This is a genomic window from Maribacter sp. R77961 (genome assembly GCF_044594925.1).
Taxonomy (GTDB): Bacteria; Bacteroidota; Bacteroidia; order Flavobacteriales; family Flavobacteriaceae; genus Maribacter.
The window spans coordinates 3,371,881-3,391,926 of the sequence record NZ_CP138991.1 but is presented as its reverse complement, the minus strand read 5'-3'; the positions used below and the strand labels follow the sequence as shown (position 1 = coordinate 3,391,926).

At 38.7% G+C, this 20,046-nt stretch carries 18 protein-coding genes; 11 read left to right on the top strand and 7 right to left on the bottom strand.

Annotated elements, in window-relative coordinates; translation table 11 throughout:
* The first annotated feature begins 61 nt into the window (after positions 1-61).
* Positions 62-970, top strand: a complete 909-nt coding sequence (locus tag SJY09_RS14590) for an OmpA family protein (RefSeq protein WP_396636432.1) — start codon at positions 62-64, stop codon at positions 968-970.
* Between the two features lie 27 nt (positions 971-997).
* Entirely contained in the window at positions 998-1,555 is a 558-nt protein-coding gene (locus tag SJY09_RS14585; protein ID WP_396636431.1) for a hypothetical protein, read from the top strand.
* A 71-nt stretch (positions 1,556-1,626) separates the two neighbouring features.
* Here the strand turns inward: SJY09_RS14585 and SJY09_RS14580 are convergent, their stop codons facing one another.
* The 4 genes from SJY09_RS14580 to SJY09_RS14565 form a co-directional block, all read right to left on the bottom strand.
* Positions 1,627-2,625, bottom strand: a complete 999-nt coding sequence (locus SJY09_RS14580) for an acyl-ACP desaturase (protein WP_396636430.1) — start codon at positions 2,623-2,625, stop codon at positions 1,627-1,629.
* Positions 2,626-2,690: 65 nt separating this feature from the next.
* Complete coding sequence (locus SJY09_RS14575) at positions 2,691-3,425, bottom strand: metallophosphoesterase family protein (protein ID WP_396636429.1); 735 nt, start codon at positions 3,423-3,425, stop codon at positions 2,691-2,693.
* Complete coding sequence (locus SJY09_RS14570; RefSeq protein ID WP_396636428.1) at positions 3,422-4,504, bottom strand: DNA helicase PriA; 1,083 nt, start codon at positions 4,502-4,504, stop codon at positions 3,422-3,424. Before SJY09_RS14570 ends, SJY09_RS14575 begins: the two co-directional genes overlap by 4 nt.
* A gap of 53 nt (positions 4,505-4,557) precedes the next feature.
* Positions 4,558-5,694, bottom strand: a complete 1,137-nt coding sequence (locus SJY09_RS14565; RefSeq protein ID WP_396636427.1) for an SPFH domain-containing protein — start codon at positions 5,692-5,694, stop codon at positions 4,558-4,560.
* A 201-nt stretch (positions 5,695-5,895) separates the two neighbouring features.
* On the opposite strand from SJY09_RS14565, the gene SJY09_RS14560 reads away from it, so the two are divergent.
* Together SJY09_RS14560 and SJY09_RS14555 are read left to right on the top strand one after the other, a co-directional pair.
* Entirely contained in the window at positions 5,896-6,840 is a 945-nt protein-coding gene (locus tag SJY09_RS14560) for a carbohydrate kinase (RefSeq protein ID WP_396636426.1), read from the top strand.
* A 1-nt stretch (position 6,841) separates the two neighbouring features.
* Complete coding sequence (locus tag SJY09_RS14555) at positions 6,842-8,773, top strand: alpha-amylase family protein (protein ID WP_396636425.1); 1,932 nt, start codon at positions 6,842-6,844, stop codon at positions 8,771-8,773.
* Here SJY09_RS14555 and SJY09_RS14550 read toward each other — a convergent pair.
* The 3 genes from SJY09_RS14550 to SJY09_RS14540 are packed head-to-tail and all read right to left on the bottom strand — an operon-like array spanning position 8,770 to position 11,544.
* Positions 8,770-9,906: an ATP-binding protein gene (locus SJY09_RS14550; RefSeq protein WP_396636424.1), complete on the bottom strand. Its 1,137-nt coding sequence runs from the start codon at positions 9,904-9,906 to the stop codon at positions 8,770-8,772. The genes SJY09_RS14555 and SJY09_RS14550 overlap by 4 nt on opposite strands.
* Entirely contained in the window at positions 9,903-10,658 is a 756-nt protein-coding gene (locus SJY09_RS14545) for an SDR family NAD(P)-dependent oxidoreductase (RefSeq protein WP_396636423.1), read from the bottom strand. Before SJY09_RS14545 ends, SJY09_RS14550 begins: the two co-directional genes overlap by 4 nt.
* Before the next feature lie 10 nt (positions 10,659-10,668).
* The gene (locus SJY09_RS14540; protein WP_396636422.1) at positions 10,669-11,544 is read right to left on the bottom strand and encodes an aldo/keto reductase family oxidoreductase; all 876 of its coding nucleotides are present in this window, start codon (positions 11,542-11,544) and stop codon (positions 10,669-10,671) included.
* 158 nt (positions 11,545-11,702) lie between these two features.
* Between SJY09_RS14540 and SJY09_RS14535 the strand changes: the two genes are divergently transcribed.
* The 7 genes from SJY09_RS14535 (at position 11,703) to SJY09_RS14505 (ending at position 20,044) form a co-directional block, all read left to right on the top strand.
* Positions 11,703-12,704, top strand: coding sequence for an AAA family ATPase (locus tag SJY09_RS14535; RefSeq protein ID WP_396636421.1), 1,002 nt, complete (start codon positions 11,703-11,705; stop codon positions 12,702-12,704).
* Between the two features lie 125 nt (positions 12,705-12,829).
* Positions 12,830-13,696: a DUF58 domain-containing protein gene (locus tag SJY09_RS14530; RefSeq protein WP_396636420.1), complete on the top strand. Its 867-nt coding sequence runs from the start codon at positions 12,830-12,832 to the stop codon at positions 13,694-13,696.
* Entirely contained in the window at positions 13,696-15,357 is a 1,662-nt protein-coding gene (locus tag SJY09_RS14525) for a hypothetical protein (RefSeq protein ID WP_396636419.1), read from the top strand. Before SJY09_RS14530 ends, SJY09_RS14525 begins: the two co-directional genes overlap by 1 nt.
* Positions 15,358-16,356 (top strand): vWA domain-containing protein, encoded by a 999-nt coding sequence (locus tag SJY09_RS14520; protein ID WP_396636418.1) that lies wholly within the window; start codon positions 15,358-15,360, stop codon positions 16,354-16,356. It abuts the gene before it with no gap.
* Between the two features lie 3 nt (positions 16,357-16,359).
* A complete protein-coding gene (locus tag SJY09_RS14515) occupies positions 16,360-17,406 on the top strand; it encodes a VWA domain-containing protein (protein ID WP_396636417.1) in 1,047 nt (348 codons plus the stop codon).
* 1 nt (position 17,407) lies between these two features.
* On the top strand, positions 17,408-18,259 hold the full coding sequence (locus tag SJY09_RS14510; protein ID WP_396636416.1) for a tetratricopeptide repeat protein: 852 nt from the start codon (positions 17,408-17,410) through the stop codon (positions 18,257-18,259).
* Positions 18,260-18,265: 6 nt separating this feature from the next.
* Positions 18,266-20,044 (top strand): BatD family protein, encoded by a 1,779-nt coding sequence (locus tag SJY09_RS14505; RefSeq protein ID WP_396636415.1) that lies wholly within the window; start codon positions 18,266-18,268, stop codon positions 20,042-20,044.
* Positions 20,045-20,046: the final 2 nt, after the last annotated feature.

The window sequence follows — 20,046 nt, the reverse complement described above, 5'->3', positions numbered from 1 at the left end:
ATTCAAAAATTTTAAGATTTTTTTAATACATTGTGCATGAAACACTAAACACTATTAAAAAATGACAAAAACAACAACGAATCTACTGCTGATGTTGATTACTATTTTAGCAGGGACTTATTTTTACATTACCTGCTGCAGTGAATGCGGAGCTAGTGTAGAACAGGAGCCTCCAAAAGAAGTAGCAACGCCCATTGTACCAGAAGCAACATCCTATCCTTTTGCCTTTAGCGATGGAGATTATGCCTTTAACAGCAATGACAACTATAATTTCAATAGTTCCTCTTCATCTATTCTAATGCCCCTAGCCGCTGGCATGGAAGAAGGTATTACCAGCCTTAAAGGTTTTCTAGAAACCAATGCAGGGAAAGTAATTAATATTACGGGGTACTATAAAAGTGACGAAGATAACGATAGTGCTTATCCCAATCTAGGACTGGCCAGAGCTAATGCGGTTAAAAACCATTTAGTCTCGAAAGGTATTTCTTCGTCCAGAATGAACACTATGGGAGAACTCATGGAAAGTATGGTGCCCAAAGAAAACGTATATCTTGGACCTATAAGCTACGGCTTAAGCGGGGAATCCGAAAATGCCGCTGAAGAGATGAAAGCCTTGTTCGATAAAATCAATGCTAATCCGCTTACGCTATATTTCAATACCGCAGAGGCATCTATTAGTTTAAATGCCGAACAGCGTCAAAAAGTAGCTGATATTTCCAGGTATTTGGATAAAATGGAGGGTGCCACCGCCAATGTCGTGGGCCACACTGATAATACCGGGGTAGCGACCACTAATATGAGACTTGGTTTGGACAGAGCAAATTTTGCCAAAGCCTATCTCATGCGAAACGGAATTTCCGAAACCAAAATAAAAACGTCTTCTAAAGGGCAAACAGCTCCCATTGAAAGTAATGCAACGGAAGAAGGTAGGTCTAAAAACAGAAGGACCGTCGTAACACTAAACAATTAAATCACTAACAAATTAAAATAGTACAAAATGAATTTTGAAAATATGAATATCTGGTGTTGGTTAATTCCAGCTTTAGTTGGTATAATTTGTGGAATTCTTGGCTACCTTATTGGCCGAAGCGGTAATACTACAATTGACAATTCTGCGGACCTAAAACTTTTAGAAGATAAAAACGCTAAGTTAAAAGCTGATTTGGATGCTTGTAATAAGAAAGTAAGTAGTGCCAAAGCAAACGTAGCAAGTACAGCAGCTTCTTTTGCAGCCGGTGCAGCCGTGGCTTCTATACCTTTTGATGCCGCAGGAGCAAAAGCGGCCTTTGGCAAGACCATTAAACAGGATGACCTTAAAGTTGTTGAAGGTATAGGGCCTAAAATAGAAGGGATGTTCAAAGATGCCGGGGTTAAAACCTGGAAAGCACTTTCAGAAGCTTCTGTGGCAGAATGTCAAAAAGTATTGGACGGTGGCGGAAAGCGCTATCAAGTGCACAACCCAGCTTCATGGCCAATGCAAGCTAAAATGGCCTACGAGGGTAAATGGAGCGAACTGGCTAAGTGGCAAGATGAACACGACCACGGAAAATTATAAGTAATTTACCAACCAAAATAAAAGCCCAATCTATATAAGGATTGGGCTTTTTATTTTATATAATTTGCGCTTTAAAGCATTCCATTGGTCTCTACCCACTTAAAGTGGTACTGATCTTCTGGAAACTTCATTCTAGAGGCAATACGTTCCAACCTTTCCGGAAGTTTCATCAGATAATCCCTTGCTTTCTGTGCTTCGTCATTAAGACCTCTTACGGCATCAATCTCCCAGAAAGAATTTAGTTTTGCAAGAATATCTATATAATCCTGAGCTGTATATACACCAAGTCTTTGTGCGCAATTAGAGAAGTTCTCGAAGGCAGTGCCAATAGTACCACCAGATTCTCTTAAAAAGTGTGCCGGCATTACAATTTTCTGTTTCATCATATCCGCAAAGGCCAACATCATTCCGTTAGGGTCGTGACCCATAATCGTTTTTACAAATTCTCTATAGGCCAAATGATGTCGCATTTCATCTCCTGCAATTATGGTACACATTTTACCTAATAATGCGTTCCCTTTTTTCTTAGCCATTTGCCCCACGCGTTTGTGTGAAATATTCGTAGCTAATTCCTGAAAGGAGGTGTAGACAAAATTCTTGTAAGGATCTCTATCCGTACCAATATCAAAACCGTCCGAAATAAGATGTTGCGTGGTTATCTCTATCTCTTTCATGTTGACCCTTCCTGACAAATACAAATATTTGTTAAGTACATCTCCATGTCTGTTTTCTTCTGCTGTCCACGCTCTTACCCACTTGGCCCAGCCATTGGTTTTATATTCGCCATGCTGATCTATCCCAACTACATCCATTAACCAGGACTCATAGGTAGGTAAGGCTTCTTCGGTAATGGTATCCGCCACCATGGTTACCCAAAAATCATAGCCTAACTCTTTTGATTCTTCTCGTAGTTGCTCTACGTGATCCAGAAAACCATCGCTTTGGGAATCTGGAAGAAAATCCGTAGGCTGCCATATATCTTCTGGTTTTATCAGAAAATTATCCATAAACCCTTCCACTTCAGGCTCAATGGCCTGCATCACTTCTAGTCTTATATTCTTCTCGGACATATATCAGTTTTTATCAAAGTTCGTTAATTCTACGCTGTTTTACCCTTTAAAATTAAATTGATTTCCTAATTTCTACCTCTTTCACTAGGATAAAAAGTGTACACAGGCTGGCTCTGCCAATACTTCTTGGTATGAATATTAAAAGCGGTCAGCGGCCCTTTAAATGCTGCTCCAGTATCAATATTCCAGACATTTACGGCATTTTGAGGGGTAGTTTTCCCCATACGAGTAACAGGGGTATGGCCAATGTAAATCTCTTTGTAATGCGTAAGTCTTTTAGGATAATACATGTCACCTTCCTTCAAATTAGGGTCTATTGAGAGCACCAGTTCCCAAAGAGTACGGTCCCAATAAAATGTTTTGGTCGTATATTCATGGGCTACGCCTTTAAGGTTTGTAAAACCGGCATGTAAGAACAGTCTATTATCTTCATCTATATAATAATCTTTAAGATTTTCATAAAAGCGTATATGCTCCTTTTTGGTGGCAGCTTTCGCCTTGTGATAAGAATTTACGGTTGCTTCCCCTCCATGCATAAACCATAATGGATTATCATCGCCCCCCGTTAGCCATTGATGACATAGAGCATCGTGGTTGCCTCTAAGAAATACACAATGGTGCGTTTTGTTCAATTGCAGAAGATAATCTACCGTTTCAACAGCCTCGCTCCAACCATCAACATAATCTCCTAAAAATATAAGTTTGTCCTGTTGCGTTATTGCTGCTCTATCCAATACTTGCTGTAAGGCCTTTAATCCGGAATGAATATCTCCGATAACCAGTGTTCTATCTGAAATCATTTGGCAAAAATCGCAATTCCCGCAATTATCGCAAGGATGAAAAGCACTAAAAAGAAAATTTTCCAAAAGGAATAAGGCCTAGTACCACTTAAATTACCCGTTTGGCCATTAATATAGAAATGGTATTCCTTTCCATTATACCGATACGAACTAATATATACTGGGAGCAGAATATGTTTAAAAGTCTCATCGGAAAGCTTCATGTCTGCATTGGCAATACGTTGAGTATCCCCTCCAATATCCCTTCGTATCCAATTGTAGGCAATATTTTTTGCTTCCTGAAAAGATTGATGATGGCCTTCCTTTAGTGAAATGGTATACTTTTCGGTAACAAAACCTGATAAATACTTAGAGTTAAAAACAACTAAATCCTTTAGGTTCCAAAACGCGATTGAAGGCGGAATATCTCTTCTCTTTTTCTCCGAAGCGTTTATTAAAATATCATCTACAAAACCGTTGACCCTTCCAGAAGCATAGGTCCATTTTGTTTTACGCACCTTTCTTGTTCGCCTTCCTTTATCGCTATTATAGGTCTGGGTCTCATAGTAGTAATCGCCCCGCTGTCCTTGATAAGATGCAAACAAATTAGCATCAAAAGTCCAATACGGAATATATAAACCATGCAGCCCTTCAGGATCTAATGCCGCCCTTTTGAGATTGTTAGGTGCAAACCATAAACTGCCGACCCAAGTTTTGAAAATATTTCTTGCTTTATTTACATCTAACTGAAAAGGAACCAGTGCTCCTGGTAAAATCCACCCTTCAGTTTCGGTATCCTCACGTATCAATGGTTCGCTACAATACACGCAATCCAGTGATTTATAATTCTCCTCTACATGTTGGTTGGCACCACAATTTTTACAATGTAAAAGCTCAATCGTCTCCGTATATGCATTCTCCCCAACTATCTTTAGATAATGGGCTAACTCTAATTCCTCAAAACTGCTTTTAGACTGCTCAATAAATTCCTCATACCCGCAATACTCGCATTTAAGTTGATGTGAGCCTGGCTTAAACTTTAGCTCCGCGCCACAATTGGCACAGGCTTTTTTATGTTCCGATTCTTGGATTTCTTCCATGTACGTTGCTTTCGCGCTAACGAAAATCAGTCTGTTATTCCTTCTTAACTATGCTATGCGTTGGGTAATGGTGGAGGTGTATTTCCACCTAAAAACGATTTTAGCTCCGCTATTTCTTTAAGACTTGCCCAATTGGCCATTCCCTGTTTCCAGACCAGTGAGTCCCTATTTATGGTCCTATTCGCAAAAAGCTCCTTAAGCTTATCAAAAGATACTGGACCCAATTGTTGCCCATTGACCGCATAAAAGTACGTTATCTGCAGCGGCACCGGTGGTGGAACTTGTTGCACTTGTGGTGTTTGCGCGCCAAAGGGTTGACCGGAAGGTTGGCCCATAAGACCTCCCATTTGTTGTGCCAGCACAAAACCCATGCCCATGCCCATACCGGCACCCGCGGTACCTCCTTCGTTTGCGGCTGCCAATTCCATAGCTTTTGCAGCTTTGAACTGTGCCAACTTGGTCATATCCAATTTATCCAAACGACTGTACTCAAAAATTTCTTTTTTCAGCTCTTCTGGCATGGAGACATTTTCGATATAGAACTTTTCTAACTCTATACCCACGCGTCCAAATTCTGGTTGCATTACCTCTTGGCATGTTTCGGATAGTTCACTCGTATTTGCTGCATATAATTCAATTGGCAAATTAGCCTCCCCAACAGTATCCGTAAATCGGGTTACAATTAAACTCTTAAGGTGTTCATTGACTTCATAATTGGTAAAATTACCATCCGTTCCAACAACATCCACAACAAATTTCCCCGGGTCCTTAATCCGAAAACTATAGGTTCCAAAGGCTCTGATCTCTACAAGTCCAAAACGATCATCACTTAACATGAACGGGTTTTTCGTACCCCATTTTTCGTCTGTAAACAATCTGGTGTTCACAAAATAAACCTCTGCTTTAAAAGGGCTGTTAAATCCATATTTCCACCCTTTGAGCGTCGTTAAAATGGGAAGGTTCTGAGTATTCAAGGTATAAGTACCCGGCTTAAATACATCTGCTAACTGACCCTCGTTCACGAAAACAGCCGTTTGTCCTTCGCGAACTATTAATTGGGCATTATTCTTAATTTCATTCTGATACCTCTCAAACCGATGCACAATGGTATCGTTTGAAGTATCTAGCCATTCTATGATATCTATAAACTCATGGCTTAATTTCTTTTTTATCTCGTCAAATATGTTCATTATCAGCTATTTTTTCATTTATCCCAAAAAGGTAGCAAATTCCTTATAACAGGGCAAGAAATAAGAGGTCTTATAGCCCTGTTGTTAACATCATAAGCTACAATCAGCTCCTTTAAGAGCTAAGCTTTAATTATTCACAACAAAATTTAGAGAAAGCTGTTTTTTCTATTTACCTTAGATTTTAAACTTTGAAATTCATCTATGAAAAAGGTATTTTGTATTGGTGAACTACTTATTGATTTTGTAGCTGAAAATCAGGGCAAGGATTTATCCAAGGCTAAAGAGTTTACAAAAAAAGCGGGTGGAGCACCAGCAAACGTAGCCTGCGCTATAAGTAAGTTAAGTGGCCAAAGTGCTTTTGTAGGGTGCGTTGGAGATGACCCTTTTGGGAGTTTTCTACTTAATATCCTAGATAAGGAAAGTGTTGATCTTTCCCTCGTACAAAAATCGGACGTTTTCACCACCTTAGCCTTCGTTTCCATTGATGAAGATGGAGAACGAGATTTTGTCTTTAGCCGTGGAGCGGATAGAGAGCTAAAATATGATTCTACTTTAAAGAACGAGTTCAAGGAAAATATAGTGCATTTTGGTGCAGCTACCGCCTTATTGGGCGGGAATCTAGAAGACGCTTATAGTAGATATTTCTTTGATGCGCTTACACAAAACGCTTTCATAAGTTTTGACCCCAATTATAGAATAGATCTTTGGAAAAATAAAGAGGATGTCTTTATAAAGAAATGTATCCCGTTCATACAGAAATCCCACCTCTGTAAATTTAGCCTAGAAGAGGCCCAGTTGCTTTCTGGAAAGACTGATCTGAAAGAAGCATGTACCTATTTACACGAAATGGGAACGGATATCATTGTCATTACCTTAGGCGGAGAAGGAACGTTGCTAAGTACAAAAACGCATTCAAAAACTATTCCGAGCATCGTGGTTAAACCCGTGGATACCACAGGAGCCGGAGATGCTTTTATTGGTTGTCTGTTAAAACAAATTGCTACACACCACAACTTGGAACAAACATTGGATAATGAAGATTTACTCACGGCAATGGTTGCTATGGCCAATAAGGCAGGAGCTATAACCACAACAAATTTCGGGGCTATTGAATCCCTTCCAAATCAAAAACAACTCCTTTCCTAGAATGAATCAGGCCACTTTGCATCAATTAATGACCAAAAGGTCAAAAAAACATGTAGACTCTAGTCATGAAGCTTTTGAGTTACGACTTTCTACCAATATTTCCTTGATAAGTTCCTTGTACTTTTCCCTTTATCCAGAAAAAGAGAAGGCACCTTACTTTTCTAAGTTGCTAGATAAAATGGAACAGCTTTTCTTCGATAGACCAGCTGAATTAAAGAAACTAGACTTGAAACGGTCAGAAGCTGGTAATTGGTACCAAAGCGAACAATTGGCCGGAATGCAATTGTATGTAGACCGATTTAATACTAACATTAAAGGGCTGGATCAAAAGCTTCCTTACTTTGAGGAGCTAGGCATTAACTTCCTTCACCTAATGCCCATAACTACAAGGCCTGTCGGAGAAAATGACGGTGGGTATGCCGTAAATAGTTATCATGAAATAGATTCCCGCTACGGAACTCGAAAAGAATTTTTGGCATTCACTAAAAAAGCAAGATCAAAAGATATCATATTAATGTTAGATTTTGTGGTGAACCATACTTCAAACGAGTTTGAATGGGCAAAAAAGGCAATAGCAGGGGACGAAAAATATCAGAATTATTACTACACTTATCCTGACAGAGAAGTTCCGGACGCCTTTGAAAGAACATTGCCAGAAATTTTTCCGACTACGGCCCCTGGTAGTTTTACTTATAATGAACACATGCAACGTTGGGTCATGACTTGTTTCAACAACTACCAATGGGACCTTAATTATACCAATCCCGAGGTACTTATTGCGATGTTAGAAAACCTATTGAAACTTGCGAATATGGGCGTTGATGTCGTTCGTTTTGATGCGCTTGCGTTTCTATGGAAGAAAATAGGCACTATTTCCCAAAACCTACCGGAAGCACATCAATTGGTTTCCCTTTTCCGCATGTGCCTGCAGGTTATAGCACCCGGTGTAATTCTTTTAGCAGAGGCCATTGTGGCTCCTAGAAATATCATTAAATATTTTGGAGAAGGACCGCTAAAGGGTAATGAGTGCGAGGTCGCTTATAATGCATCGCTCATGGCATTGTTATGGAACTCTATTGCCACTAAGAAAACATCTTTACTACATAAAAGTTTACTGGAAATTCCTGCTAAGCCAAAAGAAGGGACTTGGATCAATTACATTCGATGCCATGATGATATTGGGCTGGGTTATGATGACCAATTTATCCGTGACCTAGGCCTTTCTCCCAATGAACATCGAAAGTTCTTGTTGGACTATTATTGCGGTGGTTTGGAGTGGTCTCCTGCAAAGGGACTATTATTCATGTATAATCCAAAGAACGGGGATGGGAGAATTACCGGAAGTGCAGCCTCACTTCTAGGATTGGAAAAAGCACTGGAGCAAAAAGACGAGAACAAAGTAAAAGAGTCGATAGCAAAAATTTTAATGCTACACGGCATCATCCTTTCCTATGGGGGAATCCCGTTAATATATGCAGGTGATGAAATAGGAATGTTAAACGATTATTCCTTCCGTGAAAACGAAGCCCATAAAGATGATAGTCGCTGGGTAAACAGGCCAAAACAAGATTGGAATACGGTGGTTAAATTAGCTACACAAAAAAATCATGCCAGTTCAATTTTTGAAGGACTAAAAAAAATGATTCAATTACGAAAAAAACTTCCTGTTTTTGCAGATGTTTCACCAGCTATAATTCATCCTAGCGCTAATCCACATGTTTTTGTATTTGAACGTACTAATGGAAAAGATAAGGTATGGGTAATTTCAAATTTTGATGAAAACACCCAATTTCTTCATATTTCTTGGTTGTTTACCATTGGCATACATCCTGAGGACAATCTAAAGGACGGCATCTCGGGCAAAAAACTGAAACTAGCGAATAATTTACTACAATTAAACGCTTATCAGCATATCTGGGTAATGGGGCGTTAATTATAATCTACTTTTCTTAAGATTCGCAAAGCCGCTTTTAATGCGATATATACCTTTGGAAACTTTTCTTTAACAATTCCTCTTGCTATTTCCATTTGTTGTCTGGCCTCTTCAAAACCGTTTAAATAACAAATTAAGTACGTATCGGGAAGGTGAATTAAATCTTCCTTTTCAACAGCTTTTAAGGATATGCCTTTATTGATTTTAGCTAGTATACTGTTGTTGGTATTGTAGATATGGTGTAAGATCTTCTTGTTATAACTGGGCGGTTTAAAAACCAAATCGGTCTGTATTTGATACGTACCATTATCTCTAAAGGTAATAACCAGCTCTTCTAAAGGATAGTAATTTTGTTCACCGGCCAAACCTAATTGAACATACTCCATTGTTGTAAAGCTGTGGTCGTCATAGGTTATGGTTACCTCATCCAGATTGGAATAGAACAGCTTTACTTGCTCGTTAATTAATTCGATGTCTACCCTGTAGTAATACGTTTGTCCTTTGACTTCTTTTTTGTTTCCCGCCCAACATACCACAAACTGCTCTTTAAAAACTTTATAGTGGCTCTGCAAATCTTTGTGCCGGTGATTAATAAAATCTATTACGCCATCTAATGTGAACTCTATATTGTTCCGAGCATGCTGTTCTATAGTAGCAACAGTTTTTGAATTTATATCCTTCAATTCTATGTCATAGGCCTTAGGAAGGCTTATGCTACCTTCTCTAAAAAAGACAGAGCCTCCGTAATACTTCCAGATATTTTTACGCAAAGAACAGATATTGCCATTAGATTTAATGGTGACAAGGCCTACTACCTTACCTTCTACCAAATGTGGAAATGGAATATTCTCGTATGAAATAAGTGGTGGATTATCCAAATAGGCGTTCACCAAATTTTGAATCTTGCTATCATCAAAAAAATCAACTCCAACGATTGTATTGTCTTCATCCTCTACACCAGCAACAATAAACGAGTTGTTTTTGGGATTACTATTGGCCAAGGCACAAACGTGTTTTAGAAATTTTGCCTTTCCCTCTTTTTCTCCTATTCCTATAAAACGCTTTTTGTCGTAGAAACTATTCTCATCATTATGGGCGAGCAAGTTCTTGACCAATAAGCGTTTATTGATCATAATTTCTTGTTGACTATGGTTGAGGAAGCTTGGGCTGTTGGCATTACCACTAAATCCGCAATATTTACATGATACGGTCTGGTAACCACAAAGTGAATGACATCTGCAATATCCTCTGGTCTTAGCGCGTCAAAGCCCTTGTACACATTTTCCGCACGTTTGTCATCCCCTTTAAAACGTACTTGACTGAATTCTGTCTCTACTAAACCAGGATTAACGGCTCCTACACGGATACCGTGTTGGTTTAAATCAATACGCATACCCTGATTAATGGCATCAACCGCATGTTTACTGGCACAATATACGTTGCCCTTAGGATACACTTCTTTGCCCGCAGTAGAGCCTATATTAATGATATGACCATTATTTTGTGCAATCATTTTTGGAATAATTGCTTTAGAGACATATAATAATCCTTTGACATTAATGTCTAACATGGCATCCCAATCCGTTATACTTCCGTCCTGTATGGTGTCTAGCCCATGAGCATTTCCGGCATTGTTTATTAAAATCGAGATTTTCGAAAATTCCTTCGGTAGAGAATCGATAGCGTTCTGAACCGCCTCTTTATCGCGCACATCAAAATTTAAGGTATGAACGGCTGTCAAAGTGCTCAACTGTTCGTTTAAAACATCCAATCTTTCTTGCCTTCTACCGCAAAGTATTAGTTTAAACTTATGCGTTGCAAATAGTTCGGCGGTGGCTTTTCCTATGCCGCTAGTGGCTCCTGTTATAAATACAGTATTACTCATATTTTCTTTTTTAAGCTACTTCATTTCCGTTACTTGCTTCTAAAAGTAAAAACCAATCTTCCAATTCTAAATCAATTTCCACAGCTTTCATAGCAAGTGCCAATCGCTCTGGTGTAGCTGTCCCAACAACGGGGTGAATTTTGGAAGGATGCTTTAAAACCCAGCTTAACAATAATTGATCTTCACTAGCCTCGTACTTTTCGCAAAGATTATTCAATATTTTCCTTATACGTTTTGTTTGCTCGGTTTCTTCCCTAAAGTAAGCTCCCAGAGGGCTCCAGGACATGGCCATACGTTTATTGGACAAACAATCATTTAAAATACCGTTGTTCATCACCTCATTTGTCGTAAGCGAATACTCTACCTGATTGCCCTCTACCGGCAGAACGGTCTCTAGCAAGGCTATTTGGGAAGGAGTAAAATTGGAAACCCCGAACTGCCTTATTTTACCATCTTTCTTTAGCTGCATAATTGCTTCGGCAATCTCACTCGGTTGCATTAATGGGCTTGGTCGGTGTAAGAGTAGTACGTCTAAGTATTCGGATTTTAGTAATTTTAAGGAGCGCTCTGCAGACCAAACAATATAATCCTTGTCGTAGTTGTAGTGTTTTACCCTATTGCTTCTAGCCTTAGCATCAAATTGAATTCCACATTTTGTAATTAACTGTATCTCCTCTCGCGAGATAGCACTTTTATTAAATGCTGTGCCAAACTGTTCTTCTGTTGTATAATCGCCATAAATATCAGCGTGGTCAAAAGTAGTAATGTTCAACTCCAGACAGCTGTTCATTAAGGCAATCATTTGATCTGTAGCTAATTGTTTTCCCCAATTCCCCCAGGTCATTGTGCCCGCAATAATTCTAGAATATTTTGTTATCTGCTTCATAAGCGCATGAAATTAAAAAGAATCCCTTAAATACTTCATAAAAACAAGGGGTTTTCACATTTTTTAACCAATCGTTAACAGCTACACAATGAATAAATTTTCAATTTGCACAACTGTTAAAATTATAAGCGTAAATTACCCAAAATATAACCTGATAAATGGAAGAAAATACTACTGTTGATATCAGCGCCGTGAATGAGAAAATAGCTCAGGAAAGTGCTTTTATAGATTTACTTGTTATTGAAATGAACAAGGTCATCGTTGGTCAAAAACACATGATCGAGAGATTGCTCATAGGATTGTTGGGCCAAGGGCATATTTTATTGGAAGGTGTGCCTGGTTTAGCAAAGACCTTGGCTATAAATACACTTTCAAAAGCAGTTAAAGGTAGTTTTAGTAGAATACAGTTTACTCCGGACCTTTTGCCGGCAGATGTTGTAGGAACTATGATCTACAATATGAAAGAGAACGACTTCTCTATTAAGAAAGGTCCCATCTTCGCCAATTTTGTTTTGGCGGATGAAATTAACCGTGCCCCGGCCAAAGTACAATCTGCATTGCTGGAAGCCATGCAGGAAAAACAAGTTACTATTGGCGATGAAACTTTTATTTTGGATAAGCCTTTCTTGGTAATGGCCACACAAAACCCTGTGGAACAAGAAGGCACCTACCCCTTACCCGAAGCTCAGGTAGACCGTTTTATGCTGAAAACAGTCATAGATTATCCAAAAATGAACGAGGAGCAGTTAGTTATGCGCCAAAATCTATTAGGGAATTATGAGACTGTAAAACCAGTTGTTTCCTTAAAACAAATACTAAGTGCACAAAAAGCCGTTCGTGAAGTTTACATGGACGAGAAAATTGAAAAGTATATTCTAGATATTGTATTTGCTACGAGATATCCCGAAAAATACAATCTTGAAAATCTAAAGCCGCTTATCAGTTTTGGAGCGTCACCAAGGGGAAGCATTAATCTTGGCAATGCAGCTAAATGTTATGCCTTTATAAAACGAAGAGGATATGTAGTGCCAGAGGATGTAAGGGCAGTTGTTCACGATGTTTTAAGGCATAGAATAGGTATTACTTACGAAGCCGAGGCAGAAAACATAACCTCGGAAGAAATCATAAACAAAATTGTAAACGAAATTGAGGTACCATAGGTCTTAAGCCGCTCAGCTTAAAAGATGGCCGTTCGTAAATTCAATTTTATATGCAGATTTTCAAATTATTATTTCAAGTTCAAAAATAGTTAGAACTACTTCTCACTTGAGGAGCTAGATGGCTTATGGATACTAAAGAATTACTCAAAAAAGTTCGTAAAATAGAGATAAAGACAAGACGTCTCTCCGACCATATTTTTGGTGGGGAATATCACTCTACGTTCAAGGGAAGAGGTATGACTTTTAGTGAGGTGCGCCAATATCAATTTGGAGATGATGTTCGGAGTATAGATTGGAACGTTACGGCTAGGTATAACGAGCCCTATGTTAAGATTTTCGAAGAGGAACGCGAGCTTACTATGATGCTTTTGGTAGATATCAGTGGTTCGGAACTTTTTGGAACCACTAATCAATTTAAGAACGAAATCATTACCGAAATTTCTGCCACATTAGCATTTAGTGCCTTGCAGAACAACGATAAGGTGGGGCTTATCTTGTTCTCTGACCAAGTAGAGCTCTTTATTCCACCTAAAAAAGGAAAGACACACGTTCTTAGAATTATTCGGGAGTTACTGGAATTTAAGCCCAAGAGTAATAAGACCGATATTGCAGAAGCATTAAAGTACCTCACCAATGTTATGAAGAAAAAAGCCATAGTTTTTGTGCTTTCGGATTTCATTGCTTCTAACTATGAACGTACCTTAAAAATTACCGGGAACAAACACGATGTCACCGGAATACGAGTTTATGACGAACGGGAAGAGCGTATTCCTAATTTAGGAATGGTTCAAATGCAAGATGCAGAAACAGGAACGCTAAAACTTGTGAATACGCAGTCCAAAAAAGTACGTAATTCCTACGCTAAATTTCATAACGAACGTGTTACTTATTTCAAAGAGACCTTTACGAAATCTGGCTGTGGCGTTTTAGATTGTAGGGTAGATGAAAGCTATGTGAAGAAGCTATTAGGATATTTTAAACGAAGGGGGTGATGAGCTATAGAAATTTTACGCATATAAATCAGCATTGTTCGCTTTTATTAAAACGAACAGGATTGTTATGCTTTTTTCTAACGGTCTGCACATTATCCGCACAGGAACAACCCAAAATTACCACTGAGGTAGATACCACCTTTATAAAAATTGGTGACCAAGTTCAGTGGACCGTTAACGTTGAGGTAGATACCACGGACCAAGTAATATTTCCGGAAGGACAAACATTTTCACCTTTGGAAACCGTTGAAGCTTATGCCACGGATACGACAAGAAAAAAGGATAGACTTACACTACAGAAAATATATGCCCTGACGCAATTTGACTCTGGCAGATACAAATTGCCCCCCCAACGCATAGAGATTAATGGTACCGGATATTTTACGGATTCCCTATTCATTGACGTCGCTACCGTTCCTGTTGATACTATTGCCCAAAATTTGTACGATATAAAACCATTGATTTCCGTTGAAAAAAATAATAGGGATTTATGGAAATATCTGTTGATAGGACTTCTAATTCTTGCAATTCTTGGTGGATTCTTTTACTGGTTCGTACTTCGTAAAAAGCCACTGAGCGAGGAGGAGAAGGAAGCGCTTTTACCACCTTATGACCGTGCGCTGTTAGAGTTAAAACGCCTAGAAAATTCGAAATATCTTATTCAAGACGAATTTAAAGAATACTATTCCGAGCTAACCACGATCGTCCGCTCCTACTTGGAAGAAGATGCACATGTATCTGCCCTGGAAAGTACTACCGGACAATTGATAGATAAATTAGAATTACTTCGGGATTCCGGTGAATTAGATTTAGAGAAAGATACGATTGACCAGTTCAAAAATATTTTACAGACAGCAGATTTAGTAAAATTTGCTAAATCAAAACCTTCTACCTCTATTGCGGAACGCGACAGAAAACTAGTGGAGCAAATTGTAGTGCAGACCCATGATGCTCTGCCAGAGCCCACGGAAGAAGAATTAATGCAATTGGCAGAATACCAAGAAGAGTTAGAACGGAAAAAACAAAAGAAAAAGTTGATTATTGGAATAGCTTCCTTGGCGGCAATACTTCTTATTGGCACGACCATAGCAGGATTTAAATTTGGGTTTACCTATCTGAAGGATACTGTTCTTGGACACCCAACAAAAGAATTACTGGAAAGCGATTGGATCTCTAGCGCATACGGCTACCCTCCTATTGTTCTAGAAACACCAAAAGTGCTGGTGCGGCAAGATGTAAAGTTGCCCCCGGAGGCCAAAGCCACAATTACAGATATACAAGCTTTTGCTTACAGAAGTTCCATTGGCCTCTTTACTATTGGTACCACTTCGGTTACCATGAACCCAGAGGCAGAACCAGATTTTGGAAAAACCTTAGAACAGATTATCAAAGGTTTTGAAAGTCAAGGGGCCAAAAATATCATTACCAAACAAGAGGAGTTCACTACCATGAGCGGTGTAAAGGGCCAAAAAATATTCGGTAGTGGAAAATTTGCCGTGCCAGAGTCTGAGGAGCTCATTAAAGGAAAATATACGGTACTCTTATTTGGCGGCAAAGGTTTTCAGCAATACATTATCATAACCTGGTTAGATGATGACACCTACGCACAAGAAATTGTAGACAGAATATTAACTACGGTAGAGGTAAAAACGGAAGTTTAAATGTTAGAGAATATATCTTTTGCAAATCCCGATTTCTTTTGGCTTTTTCTACTACTGCCATTAGCCATACTGTGGTATATTTTTAAGCAAAAAGAACAAAACGCCTCGGTACGGATAGCTACTATCGACGCATTTGCCCATAGTAGCTTTTTACCCAAACTAAAACATTTACTTTTCCTTTTAAGGCTTTTAGCCTTGGCAGCCATCATAGTTGCCATGGCAAGACCACAGACAGAAGATATTTCAACAAGAACAAAGACAACAAAGGGTATAGATATCGTAATTGCCATTGATGTTTCTTCCAGTATGTTGGCCAGGGATTTAAAACCTAACCGATTGGCCGCACTTAAAAAAGTGGCCGCTAATTTTATAAAGAAGAGACCTAACGACCGTATTGGATTGGTTGCTTATGCCGGTGAGAGCTTTACCAAAACACCAATTACCACAGATAAATCTATAGTTTTAGGAGCGCTAAGAGAAATAACCTATGGGCAGTTAGAGGACGGAACGGCTATAGGTATGGGACTTGCCACCTCGGTAAATCGACTAAAAGAAAGTAAGGCAAAAAGTAAAATTATTATTCTCTTAACGGATGGTGTCAATAATTCTGGCTTTATTGAACCTCAAACGGCAGCAGACCTAGCTATTGAATTTGATATTAAAACCTATACTATTGGTTTAGGCACCAATGGCAATGCCTTAACACCCATTGCCTATAATGCCGATAAATCCTTTAGATATGGCATGCGGCAAGTAGAAATAGATGAGGAATTGTTACAAGATATTGCCCAGGTTACCGGAGGAAAATATTTTAGAGCAACTGATAACGAGACACTTGAGGAGATTTACGACGAGATAAACAAGTTGGAAAAAACAGAAATAGAAGAGTTCAAATATTATAGGTACGAAGAGAAGTTTAGGCCATGGGTGCTTATAGCAGGTGCGCTATTACTTTTAGAATGGATTTTAAGAAATACGGTATTTAGAAGTTTTGTGTAAATTATGATTCAATTAGACGAAAAAATATATTTCTACTTGCTTTTCATCATTCCGGTGATAGTAACGCTATTTCTGCTAGTATTGCTTTGGAAAAAAAGAACACAAAAGAAATTTGCGGACAGCCTGCTGCTTCGGAGACTAACACCAAATAAATCCCAATACAAAGGCACTCTAAAATTACTTTTCTTTCTCCTAGGGCTTTCTGGACTCATTATAGCTTTGGTAAATCCTAAAATCGGCACCAAGTTAGAGACCGTAAAACGAGAGGGCGTAGATATCGTTTTTGCCGTCGACGTTTCTAAAAGTATGCTGGCGGAAGATATTGCCCCCAATAGAATGGAAAAGGCCAAAAGACTGGTCTCGGAAATTATAAATCAATTGGCGAGCGACAGGGTAGGTATCATTGCCTATGCAGGGCAAGCCTTTCCGCAATTGCCTATTACAACCGATTATGGTGCCGCAAAGATGTTTTTACAAGGAATGAACACGAACATGTTGAGTTCTCAGGGCACTGCAATTAATGAGGCCATTGAATTGGCAACCACCTTCTATGATGACGATGAACAAACCAATAGAGTGCTTTTTATTATTTCTGATGGTGAAGACCATTCTGGCGGGCAAACTATAAATGCTGTTGAGGAAGCTATTGAAGCGGGTATTAAAATATATACGATAGGAGTAGGTAAGCCTAAAGGAGCTCCGATTCCTCTGAAAAGAAATGGCGTTCTAGAAAGCTTAAAAAAGGATATGCAAGGTGAAGTGGTCATCACAAAATTAAACCAAGAGGTGTTAATAGACATTGCAGAAGAGGGTGATGGCTCATATATAGATGGTTCAAATACTGACGATGCAGTAGCCTTTATAAAAGAAGAATTACTTCAAATGGATAAAAAAGAATTTGAAGCTAAGCAATTCGCAGAGTACAAGGATCAATTTCAGTGGTTCCTTGGGGCTGGTCTTTTGTTCCTTTTTTTAGATATTTTTATCTTGGACCGCAAAACCAAGTGGCTCAAGAAATTAAATCTTTTCAACGAAAAACAAATCGACTAAAATGAAAAAGTTTACATACCTACTACTCTTGTTCTTTATGTCGGCATTTGTCTTTGCCCAAGAGGAAGAACTACAGGAAAAAGAGCAGAATCTTAACAATTCTATTAATCATACTTGGGACGGAAACAAAAAATTATCCGAGAACAATTTTATTGAAGCCGAAGTAGATTATAGAAAAGCTATTGCAAAAAGCCCAGATAACGCTGCAGCCCCTTATAATTTGGGGAATGCCTATTATAATAATGCTACGTTTAGCGAAGCTTTCGGCAGGTTTAAAGAGGCTGGCGAGACTGCAACAAGTAAAAAAGATAAACACAAAGCCTACCATAATATGGGTAATGTTTTTATGAAACGTAAGGACTACGCCAAAGCAGTAGAGGCCTATAAGGAAGCTTTGAGAAATAATCCCAAGGATGAGGAAACAAGATACAATTTGGCCCTAGCAAAAGAGCTTTTGAAAAAAGACGAGGATAACAAGGACAAAAACGACGATAATAAGGATAAGAAAGACCAAGACAAAAAAGACCAGGACGAAAACAAGGAAGGGGACAATAAGGATAAAAAAGATCAGGATAAAAAGGACGAGGGGGACGAAGGCGACAAAGGAGATAAAGGCGACGAGCAGAAAGATGAGAATAAAGAAGGAGATGGGGATAAGAAAGAGGAACAAAAGAAAAAACCCGAGCAAGGAGATCAACCAAAGGAACAGAAACAGCCGCGACCTAATCAACTTTCTAAACAACAAATAGAGAATTTACTCAGAGCAATGCAAAATGCTGAGAAAAAAGTACAGGATAAAATTGATGCCAAAAAAGTGAAGGGTGCCAAAATTAAGAATGAAAAGGATTGGTAATATCGTATGAATTATAAAAAGCTCATTATTTGTATTCCTTTATTTCTGTTCGCCTTAATTGTCGGCGCTCAGGACAAGAATGCCGTGACTTTTGAAATGAAACTAAGTAAATCGAAACTTGGAATCAACGAGCGACTTAGGGTTGATTTTACCATGAACAAGGATGGTGACAATTTTAATCCGCCTGACTTTACTGGCTTTAGAGTACTCATGGGCCCATCACAATCCATTAGTTCTTCTTGGATAAATGGGGTCCGAAGCTATTCCAAAACTTACTCTTATACCCTGGCCCCTACCGCAAGAGGAAAATTCACCATTAAACAGGCCACCATAGTGATTGATGGGAAAACCTTTAAATCCCTAGCCAAAACTATTGAGGTTACGGCGGCTGTAGATAAGCCAAGTGACCAAATGACCGCTGATGACGTAGCCGATGAAAATTTACATTTAGTTGCCGAGGTTTCCAAAACAAACCCTTACCTGAACGAGGCCGTAAGCGTTGTTTATAAATTGTATGTGAGTCCTACCATTAGCGTATCCAATTATCAACCTTTGGATAATCCCAAATACAATAACTTCTGGAGTCAAGATATTAAGGTATCTAGTCTAAATGCACAAAATGGTACTTACAAAGGGAAACCTTATCGGTATGTTATACTTAAAAGAGTAGTCCTATATCCCCAAAAATCTGGGAAATTGGATATTGAGCCCTTATCATTAGACGTTACCGTAGATGTACCAACCAATAAACGCGATTTTTTCGGCGGAAGGGTCTATTCACAAACCAATAAAACCGTTTCTGCCGGTAAGCGCACCATCAATGTAAAAAACTTGCCTCTTGCGAACCAACCCGAGGACTTCAACGGGGCCGTAGGTGATTTTGATTTTTCTGTAACTACAAATAAGACGAGCCTAAACGCTTCTGAATCTTTACAGGCAATCGTAGAGGTTAGTGGAAAAGGAAACTTAAAACTATTTAAGTTACCAGAACCCGTATTACCAAGTTCTTTAGAGGTTTATGAACCTGAATTTAATGAAGGTGTACGGACAACTTTAAGAGGAATGCAAGGAAAAGTGAGCAATAACTTTACCATTGTTCCATCTTTTAAAGGCAAATATCCTATTCCTCCTATAAAATTTAGCTATTTCAATCCTAAAACAGAAAAATACACTACACTAAGTTCAGATGAAATAATAGTGAATGTTCTGGAGGGCCCGCAAAATACCGTTTCCAATACTACGGGTATTCCCGGTTCTAATAAGCAAAATGTCATTGCCACTAACAATCAGTTTAATTTTATAAAACTAAACCCAAGCTTAAAACCAATAGGATCTTACTATTTTGTTGGTTCCAATTTGTTCTATGGTTTATTATTAGGTCCGTTATTGCTTATCCCCTTAGCCATTATATTCAGAAAAAAGAGAGATGAAATAGCGAGCGATGTAGTAGGCAACAAGGTTAAAAAAGCAAATAGGCTAGCGCGAAAGTACCTTTCAAAAGCCAAAAAAGAATTAGGTCAAAAAGAATCTTTTTATGTTGCCTTGGAAAAAGCATTGCATAATTATTTAAAAGCGAAATTAAAGATAGAGACATCGGAATTCAGTAAGGACAAAATAATAGAACTACTTTCAAAAAAGCAAGTGGATGAAAATACCATTAGTAGTTTCATAGAATTGCTAAAAAACTGCGAAGCGGCGAGGTACAGCCCTTTCTCGGATGTGCAGATGCAGAACGATTATGATAAGGCAAGTGAAACAATTTCGGTAATGGATAAGCAACTATAGGC

What these genes read in the sequence shown, in the direction of transcription:
- SJY09_RS14590 (WP_396636432.1), top strand. Translation starts at nt 62, where the DNA reads ATGACAAAAACAACAACGAATCTACTGCTGATGTTGATTACTATTTTA.
- SJY09_RS14585 (WP_396636431.1), top strand. Translation starts at nt 998, where the DNA reads ATGAATTTTGAAAATATGAATATCTGGTGTTGGTTAATTCCAGCTTTA.
- SJY09_RS14580 (WP_396636430.1), bottom strand. Translation starts at nt 2,625, where the DNA reads ATGTCCGAGAAGAATATAAGACTAGAAGTGATGCAGGCCATTGAGCCT.
- SJY09_RS14575 (WP_396636429.1), bottom strand. Translation starts at nt 3,425, where the DNA reads ATGATTTCAGATAGAACACTGGTTATCGGAGATATTCATTCCGGATTA.
- SJY09_RS14570 (WP_396636428.1), bottom strand. Translation starts at nt 4,504, where the DNA reads ATGGAAGAAATCCAAGAATCGGAACATAAAAAAGCCTGTGCCAATTGT.
- SJY09_RS14565 (WP_396636427.1), bottom strand. Translation starts at nt 5,694, where the DNA reads ATGAACATATTTGACGAGATAAAAAAGAAATTAAGCCATGAGTTTATA.
- SJY09_RS14560 (WP_396636426.1), top strand. Translation starts at nt 5,896, where the DNA reads ATGAAAAAGGTATTTTGTATTGGTGAACTACTTATTGATTTTGTAGCT.
- SJY09_RS14555 (WP_396636425.1), top strand. Translation starts at nt 6,842, where the DNA reads ATGAATCAGGCCACTTTGCATCAATTAATGACCAAAAGGTCAAAAAAA.
- SJY09_RS14550 (WP_396636424.1), bottom strand. Translation starts at nt 9,906, where the DNA reads ATGATCAATAAACGCTTATTGGTCAAGAACTTGCTCGCCCATAATGAT.
- SJY09_RS14545 (WP_396636423.1), bottom strand. Translation starts at nt 10,658, where the DNA reads ATGAGTAATACTGTATTTATAACAGGAGCCACTAGCGGCATAGGAAAA.
- SJY09_RS14540 (WP_396636422.1), bottom strand. Translation starts at nt 11,544, where the DNA reads ATGAAGCAGATAACAAAATATTCTAGAATTATTGCGGGCACAATGACC.
- SJY09_RS14535 (WP_396636421.1), top strand. Translation starts at nt 11,703, where the DNA reads ATGGAAGAAAATACTACTGTTGATATCAGCGCCGTGAATGAGAAAATA.
- SJY09_RS14530 (WP_396636420.1), top strand. Translation starts at nt 12,830, where the DNA reads ATGGATACTAAAGAATTACTCAAAAAAGTTCGTAAAATAGAGATAAAG.
- SJY09_RS14525 (WP_396636419.1), top strand. Translation starts at nt 13,696, where the DNA reads ATGAGCTATAGAAATTTTACGCATATAAATCAGCATTGTTCGCTTTTA.
- SJY09_RS14520 (WP_396636418.1), top strand. Translation starts at nt 15,358, where the DNA reads ATGTTAGAGAATATATCTTTTGCAAATCCCGATTTCTTTTGGCTTTTT.
- SJY09_RS14515 (WP_396636417.1), top strand. Translation starts at nt 16,360, where the DNA reads ATGATTCAATTAGACGAAAAAATATATTTCTACTTGCTTTTCATCATT.
- SJY09_RS14510 (WP_396636416.1), top strand. Translation starts at nt 17,408, where the DNA reads ATGAAAAAGTTTACATACCTACTACTCTTGTTCTTTATGTCGGCATTT.
- SJY09_RS14505 (WP_396636415.1), top strand. Translation starts at nt 18,266, where the DNA reads ATGAATTATAAAAAGCTCATTATTTGTATTCCTTTATTTCTGTTCGCC.